We start from the raw sequence: 6463 nt of genomic DNA, 5'->3' as shown, positions 1-6463 counted from the left end.
ATTTAATCGCTCTTTCTGACTCAGCTAGAAGCTGAGGGGTTTTGGATTGCTAGGAGTTTAGACTAACCGCGCCTTAAAGCGCGGTTAGTCTAAACTCCAGTAAAGAAGCGATCGCCTTTGCCGTTTTAGCCTACTGGCGAAATTTAGGTATTCCCGGTAATCTTAAGCAAGTAACTGGTGCCCAAAAAGACGTACTTCTCGGAGAAATTAAATCTGTGACAGCGCCGTAGCGTGTTAGCATAGAGCTTGCGATCGGACAGTGAGCGATCGATACAAGGAATAGGGGCGTGGCTCACACCTTTTTAATTGAGGCAGGGCGTTGGAGATTGCAGGGAAACTGGCTTGAGCGCAACGGTATGCCCATAGCTGTTAAAGGATTAACTCTAGTGGCATGGAGTCGCGACAACTGGTTCACAATGGTAACCAAATTGATGTTTCCAGAGAGCGATCGGGAAGAAATTGCCCTGCAATACCGAGGTCGTTTGGATGCTGGCGAACGCCAGTACACTTTTGTGCTACAACACAGTTTGCTAGGGCGAGTGGAGGGTGAAGGCTGGGTAGCACCAGAATCGATCGTGCAGCGCTACTGGGTGCTGGGCGATCGCCAGCGCCGCAGTGGTTTTGAAACTCTGCACCGAGTTACGGAAAACCAATACTATATCTCCAGCAGTATTTTGGCAGGCCATTACCTAACCAGCACAATGGAAGCACTCTTGGAGCGTCAGCCAGAATAGAATTATCCTTGAATAGTAGATCTTATTGTTCGTTCAACTGAGTTGCACGCATAGCTGTATGGTTTAGCACGCAGACAGAAGTTGAATTTCACTTCTAGTTTGAAACTTTATAGGCAAACCTTAGCAATTGAGAAGGAGCTTCCCCCCTTGCTGCTTCAGCTTGGAATCTCCGAAATGTAAAGGTTGCATCATTTGCCAGTATAGTTTCGCATCTTGCGGTTGGCCGATGATTCACACCCTTTTTTTCCATCTCAGGCGTAGGAGTAAAATTTTGCATAAATTCCCCTGGCAACCCGGTTGTGGAACAACTCTCGGCACTTATATTACACTAACGCTCCTTCTGTAGGTGGAGCTTCACCAAAATGACAGATCCGAACATTGGTCGCTTACTTGACAATCGCTATCAGCTAGCAGAGCTGATAGGGACAGGGGCTATGGGTCGGGTTTATCGCGCTAAAGATGTTTTACTAGGAGGCGTACCCGTCGCTGTCAAGTTTCTCTCCCTAACAATTCAAAATCAGAAATTGCGGTTGCAGGAACGCTTCGAGCGAGAAGCGAAAACCTGTGCTTTGTTAGGCCAAAAAAGTCTCCATATTGTCAGAGTCATGGATTATGGCGTGGACGAACATAAAACTCCGTTCTATGTCATGGAATATCTTCAGGGAGAAAGCCTCAGTGAGATAGTTCGCTCCCGCCCTCTTGCTCTACCTAAATTTTTAGCTTTAGCACGCCAAATTTGTTTGGGATTGCAGTGCGCTCACGAGGGCATCCCTGTAGATGGCGAAATCTGTCCGATTATCCATCGAGATATAAAACCCAGTAATATCTTAGTGGTGCAAGACGCCAGTCTCGGGCAGTTAGCCAAGATTCTTGACTTTGGGATTGCCAAACTGCGTCAAGCAGACAGCGATCAAACTAACTATTATTTAGGAACCTTAGCCTATTCATCCCCCGAACAAATGGAAGGCAAGGAACTTGACAACCGCTCGGATATCTACAGTCTAGGCGTGCTGTTGTTTGAAATGCTCACAGGGAAAATGCCCCTACAAGCAGAAACCCACTCGTTTGGGGGTTGGTATAAAGTCCATCACTTCCAGCAACCTCGAGCTTTTGAAGACGCCAATCCTAACTTGAAACTGCCCAAAGCGCTGGAAAACTTGGTGATGAGCTGCTTGGCTAAAGAACCGAGCGATCGCCCCCAGAATGTTGGTGAAATCATCAAGGCGTTGGAACCTCTAGAGCAACGATACAGCACAGGTAGGCAGCTCGGTCAGCGCATTGAATCAACTCTGGCTAACGTCCCTCTGACAACGGAATCAAGCACTCATCTGGTACCAGTACCATCACCACCCCAGCAAGTAGCAACACCATCAAAACCCCAACAAGTAGCAGCACCATCAAAACCCCAACAAGTAGCAGCACCATCAAAACCCCAACAAGTAGCAGCACCATCAAAACCCCAGCCAGCAGCAGCACCATCAAAACCCCAGCAACCGTCTGCCCTTGATGAAATTGAGCGAGTAGTTCGACAGCAATCCTGGCCAAACAACAAACCGATCGCCGAGATTGTCTTTGCTCATTCTTTGTCCACCAACCAAGAAACTCTGGCGACGTTATGGGTGATGTTAAAAAAAGAAGATATTCAGAAGCGTCAGATTTGTAAGCGCTACAATCAATTCTTATTTTTAATGTCTCCCCATCCTATGCTGTTATGGATTACCGCACTCTATACTCGCGAAGCAGGCCCAAAATGGTTGCGCTGCTACTTAGATATGAAGACTTCCCAAGGTGAAGAAATGACAAGGCTGTTAGGGGAGACAGGTCGTTACTGGGTGTTGTTATTTGCCTTGGAGGAACCCAAACATTGTATGCACGCTATGAGCGTTAGGATAGCTCCCTCTCAATGTCAATTGCTACAACAATGGGTCAAAACCAGTCAAACATTAATATCCGTGGGCTCTCCCAAAATGAGTAAAGAGTTGCTCTATGCCCAATTTGAGAAGATTAAGCCTCAGATTATTGCGAAATTAGAAGCCAATTCTTCGCTAGGCCAGTAGCATATCATGCTTGCCTATATATTTTTGGGTAACAGAGGTAGCGCTGCGATCGTCGATTGGCACTACCTCTAAAATTTTTGTTCGCGAATTATATAACTGGGTCTAGGGTCTTGGCAAAGAAAAGCCTCGAATCAAGGGTTAGCAGAATTAATAACGTCCTAACAACCAAAAGAAACCCCGTTTGTGGGACTATTTTACCAATACTCTAGCAACAAATAAATATTTTTCATCTTTATTAAGAATTCCAGCATTGATAACTGTCGATGTTTCTCTCGATTGACTATAAGAAACGAACAACATCCATGTCATCTCAAAATTTCGATCTGGTCAACTGCTGTGTTTAAACCCACACCAGTCCACTAACAAAGGTCATAAACGAATAGAGTTGACGCCCCAGCATCCCCAGCTTCTTTCCCCTCGGAACAAAGCAAGAGAAGGAGGTCGCCCACTGCGACATCAGTAAGCTCTACTCAAAGTGAGGGTTTGATTCCAAGCCCCATTGGTGCTTCAAAAGATTCTGATAGGTCGCTTCGCGCACTACCATTTGTTCGTAGAGCTTGACTAAAAAGTCTTGTGCTTGCTCCAAGTTCATTTTTTCAACCTGGCTCTTAAAGGAAAAGATGCTGAATTGTTGTTCGAGAGACAGTTCGATGGGTGAATTCATAAGTAAATCCTACAAAAGATATAGTGCGGACTTATGGTTTGCTAATACCTCTACCAGGGAGGTTGAGACATAACCGTTTCGGTTATTAAGTCTATATTACAAAAGATAACAATCGTTTGACAAATTGCACATACCTCCTAAGTTGGTACTTCTAGATCCATAAGATAGATATGTCGCTCCGGAAGTTCCATATCGCCTAATGGTATTTTTAGCAAGTTCTCAAATAAAAAATTGCTCAGCATGAACAAAAAGCTTAGGTGAAAATACCTAAGCTTTTGTATTTATTCTTATAGGAATATCTATTAGCTCTACTTATCAGTAGAGGCTTCTATTGCCACAATCACCACAGTGATGTTGTCTCGACCACCTTGTTCTTTAGCTGCGTCTACGAGGTCGCAAGCTGCTTGTTCCCAGAGAGGGGACTGGAGGTAGGAAGAGATCGCTACATCAGTAAGTTCTTCAGTCAATCCATCGCTGCACAGCAAAAGACGATCGCCCACTTGCACATCTAGGGATTGTATTTCTACCTGTGCTAAATCCTCGCGACCCACACACTGAGATAACATATGTCGCCAAGGATGAACCCTTGCTTGCGCTGGACTGAGGACGCCAGCTTTGAGCGCACGAGCCACCCAAGTATGATCTTCAGTAATTTTTTCCAGCTTTGCGTCCCGCAGCCGATAGAGACGAGAATCACCCACATGAGCTGTCCAAGCTTCTTGTCGCCTAAACAGCACCACCACTGCTGTTGTGCCCATATCCGAGCGTTCCGGATGTTTTTGCTGATCTTGGACGATCGCCTGATTTGCCTTCCAGAAAGCTGCCTCCAGCAGATCTGGCGACTTTTCCTCCGAATCCCAATGTTCGTTTAGGTAGGACTTAATTGTTTGGGTCGCAATCCAACTTGCTTCTTCGCCCCCAGCGTGTCCGCCCATCCCATCTGCAACGATAAAAAATCGCCCATCGGGGTCAACATAGAAAGCATCCTGGTTCACCAGACGAACACGTCCGGGGTCAGAAAGACCCGTGAAGCGACTTTTCATAACTTAGTTACTATCATTAGAGAGGCAAGTATCAGAACATACGCTCGTATTTGTCCATCCGTCTAAGTAGGCGGAACAAAGCCACAGCTACTGTAGCCGCAATTATAGCAGCGATCGCAGCCAGCACTACTTTATTATTAACAAATAAGATCGTAGCTGACAGAGTAAAAGCGCTGATTATTAAAGCATAAGTCGTTCCCATCTGAGAGCTGCTGACCCGGCGGAGAATCCGGTCTGTCTCAGTCGAACGAACGCGCACGCGCAGATCGCCCCGCTCCAATTTTTCTAGAGTCTCCTCTATGCGGCGGGGTAACCCCAAAGCTGTGCTACTAACCTGAGCCGCTTGACGACCTAGTTCTCCCAGTAGGCTGTTAGCGGGATCGAAACCATTTCCTTCGGTCATAAGCTGCATTGCAAAAGGTTTGGCAACTTCCATAAAATTGAATTCGGGGTCTAAACCTTTCCCCACACCTTCCAAGGTGGAAAAAGCTCGCATCACAAACGTGAAGGTAGCGGGGAAACGAAACGGCTGGTCGTAAGCAATTTCATAAAGATCGTCAGTAATCGCCGCCACTGACTGATTTTCAAACGGCTTATCCATGAAATTATCCAGCATATACTGGATCGATCGCCGCACTGGCCCCATATCTTCTATAGGTGAGAGGGCCCCCAACTCTACCAGAGAGCTAACTACGCGATCCGCATCTTTTTGGGCAATGCCGAACAGCGTCTCCATCAGCTGCTCGCGGATGTTGGACTTAATCTTACCCATCATACCGAAATCGTAGAAAATCAGCGCACCGTCTGGGCTAGCTGCAATATTGCCAGGGTGAGGATCGGCGTGGAAAAAGCCATCGTTGAGGAGTTGTTGCAGGTAAGCTCTAGCACCCATTTGGGCTAAAGCTTTGCGATCTAAACCAGCCGTTTCCAGAGCTTCGTAATGACTGATTTTGATTCCTGGCAAGTATTCCAAAGTCAAAACCCGTGGTGAGGTGTAGCGCCAATGCACGCGAGGCACCTTTACCCAATCTTGACCTCGAAAATTGCGGCGGAAAGTATCGGCATTGCGCCCTTCATTCAAATAATCGATTTCTTCCCAAAGAATGCGGCAGCACTCTTCGTAAATTCCCAACCAATCTCGACCGCGACCCCAATCAGGATGGTTTTGAAAGTAGCGGGTAATTCCCCTGAGAATTTCCAGATCGATCGTAAACAGCTTTACCAAACCCGGTCGCTGCACCTTCACTACTACTTCTTCACCCGAATGCAGCTGGGCTTTATGTACCTGTCCCAAGCTAGCTGCTGCCAGGGGAATGCGGTCAAAACTGCGGTAAAGTTCCGGTACTTTTTTCCCCAAGTCTTGTTCGATAATCGCCTCAGCTTGCTCGTACATAAAAGCGGGCACTTTATCTTGGAGTTTGGTCAGTTCCTCTACGTACTCGGCGGGGAACAAATCCGCACGAGTAGAGAACAACTGGCCGACTTTGATAAAAGTTGGCCCCAAATCCAGAAAAGTTTCCCGAATCCAGATGGCTTGCTTTCTGCGCCTTACAGCTTTTTTGGCATCGGTCATCCCACCTGGATAGCTCCAAGGTTTACTGTCGAGCCACAGCTCGAACAGTAGGGTTAACACGAAAGCCCAAATGTCAAGAAAGCGGCGATGACGAGAGTAATTTTCTCGATTCCAACGGTAGGCTTTGTCACTATAAGGTTTTCCTGTAGCCTGCGACCAGGCTATTTGCTTTGGGAAGGCAACACCTTCGGCGCGATCGCCCTTTTCAGGGGACGGACGACTTTTATATCGCTTCGGCATGACCGGCTCATCAGACAGGGCAGACACTTCGGGTTTCCAAATTTAGAGACATTCACTGCTCCGAAAAACTTACCTAAATCTAACTAAACTTGTTAATTCGATTTAGTGTTTTCTTCCTGCTTCAACCAAGGATGTCGGCATCTTCTTGTCCG

At 46.8% G+C, this 6463-nt stretch carries 5 protein-coding genes and 1 pseudogene; 3 read left to right on the top strand and 3 right to left on the bottom strand.

Annotated features, from left to right (window positions below):
- Positions 1–101 precede the first annotated feature (101 nt).
- From H6G03_RS29450 to H6G03_RS29440, 3 genes and pseudogenes are all read left to right on the top strand, one after another.
- A pseudogene (locus H6G03_RS29450) lies at positions 102–230 on the top strand (anhydro-N-acetylmuramic acid kinase); the annotation flags it as partial.
- A gap of 57 nt (positions 231–287) precedes the next feature.
- Positions 288–734, top strand: coding sequence for a hypothetical protein (locus H6G03_RS29445; protein WP_190472782.1), 447 nt, complete (start codon positions 288–290; stop codon positions 732–734).
- 362 nt (positions 735–1096) lie between these two features.
- Positions 1097–2791, top strand: a complete 1695-nt coding sequence (locus H6G03_RS29440; RefSeq protein WP_190472779.1) for a serine/threonine protein kinase — start codon at positions 1097–1099, stop codon at positions 2789–2791.
- Positions 2792–3257: 466 nt separating this feature from the next.
- On the opposite strand, the gene H6G03_RS29435 is transcribed toward H6G03_RS29440, so the two are convergent.
- The 3 genes from H6G03_RS29435 to H6G03_RS29425 all read right to left on the bottom strand — a co-directional run bounded on the left by H6G03_RS29435 (position 3258) and on the right by H6G03_RS29425 (position 6338).
- Positions 3258–3455 carry an NblA/ycf18 family protein gene (locus tag H6G03_RS29435; protein ID WP_190472776.1) on the bottom strand — a complete coding sequence of 66 codons (198 nt, stop codon included), beginning with the start codon at positions 3453–3455 and terminating at the stop codon, positions 3258–3260.
- 308 nt (positions 3456–3763) lie between these two features.
- Positions 3764–4498: a PP2C family protein-serine/threonine phosphatase gene (locus H6G03_RS29430; protein WP_190472773.1), complete on the bottom strand. Its 735-nt coding sequence runs from the start codon at positions 4496–4498 to the stop codon at positions 3764–3766.
- A gap of 31 nt (positions 4499–4529) precedes the next feature.
- Positions 4530–6338, bottom strand: coding sequence for an ABC1 kinase family protein (locus tag H6G03_RS29425; RefSeq protein WP_322111999.1), 1809 nt, complete (start codon positions 6336–6338; stop codon positions 4530–4532).
- Positions 6339–6463 lie beyond the last annotated feature (125 nt).

Origin of the sequence: Aerosakkonema funiforme FACHB-1375 (genome assembly GCF_014696265.1) — a bacterium.
Lineage (GTDB): Bacteria > Cyanobacteriota > Cyanobacteriia > Cyanobacteriales > Aerosakkonemataceae > Aerosakkonema > Aerosakkonema funiforme_A.
Note: the sequence above shows the minus strand (reverse complement) of the source record. Positions and strands in the feature narration are given on the sequence as shown.

Bases quoted from the DNA above. Each gene is read 5' to 3' on its own strand.
- H6G03_RS29435 (WP_190472776.1), bottom strand. From the start codon at position 3,455: ATGAATTCACCCATCGAACTGTCTCTCGAACAACAATTCAGCATCTTT.
- H6G03_RS29440 (WP_190472779.1), top strand. From the start codon at position 1,097: ATGACAGATCCGAACATTGGTCGCTTACTTGACAATCGCTATCAGCTA.
- H6G03_RS29430 (WP_190472773.1), bottom strand. From the start codon at position 4,498: ATGAAAAGTCGCTTCACGGGTCTTTCTGACCCCGGACGTGTTCGTCTG.